This is a genomic window from Streptomyces katrae (assembly GCF_000717655.1).
GTDB classification, from domain to species: Bacteria; Actinomycetota; Actinomycetes; order Streptomycetales; family Streptomycetaceae; genus Streptomyces; species Streptomyces katrae_B.
Map to the genome: position 1 here is coordinate 1 of NZ_JNZY01000098.1, position 900 is coordinate 900.

Annotated in this window: 1 protein-coding gene; it reads left to right on the plus strand. The window is 67.6% G+C overall.

Translation table 11 applies throughout. From position 1 onward, the window contains the following. Window positions 1-75: 75 nt before the first annotated feature. A protein-coding gene (locus IF09_RS44345) for an IS5 family transposase (protein ID WP_234321349.1) occupies window positions 76-884 on the plus strand; the annotation gives its coding sequence in 2 pieces (ribosomal slippage) (window positions 76-393 and window positions 396-884; 807 coding nt in all). Window positions 885-900: the final 16 nt, after the last annotated feature.

Genomic DNA, 900 nt, shown 5'->3' on the forward strand with positions numbered 1-900 from the left:
GAGCCGGTAACAGGATCTTGTTGAGATGTGCTGGTCGGGCGTAACCGGTGCGATGATTCGGCCGTTCGTGGTGGTGTGAGTACTCGGCCGTGGATCGTGGACGACGACTTGTGGGCACTGATCGAGCCGCTGCTGCCGCCCTGGCCGGCGAGGTCTCCAGGGCCGCGGCCGGTGGCCGACCGATTGTGCCTGCAGGGCATCCTGTACGTGCTCTGTAACGACATCGCTTGGCAACTCCTGCCGCCTGAGCTGGGGTTCGGCTCGGGGCAGACCTGCTGGCGGCGCCTGGAGCGGTGGCAGCAGGCAGGGGTCTTCGACCAGCTGCACCGCATCCTGCTCGCCGAGCTGAACGCGGCCGGCCGGATCGACTGGTCCAGGGCGTGCGTGGACGGCTCCCACATCCGCGCGAAAAAGGGGGAGCCGACACGGGTCCGTCGCCGGTCGACCGGCGGAAGACGGGCAGCAAACACCACTTGATCTGCGACGGACGCGGCACCCCGCTCAAAGTCATCACAACCGCGGCCAACGTCAACGACGTCACCCAGACCCTCGCCCTGGTCGACGGCATCCCGCCGGTGGCGGGCCGCCCCGGCCGGCCCCGCAGGCGCCCGGACGCCCTGCTCGGCGACAAGGGTTACGACTCCAACCCCAACCGGGAAGAGCTGCGCAAACGCCGGATCCTGCCGGTCATCTCCCGCAGAGGAGCCCCCAACATCAAGGGCATGGGCAAGCTCCGCTACGTCGTCGAGCAGACCTTCGCCCTGCTCCACCAGTTCAGACGACTCGCCGTCCGCTGGGAACGCCGCACCGAACTCCACGACGCCTTCGTCTCCCTGGCCTGCAGCCTCATCTGCTGGAGACGCCTCAACAAGCCCGAATCATGATCGTGTTACGAGCTCT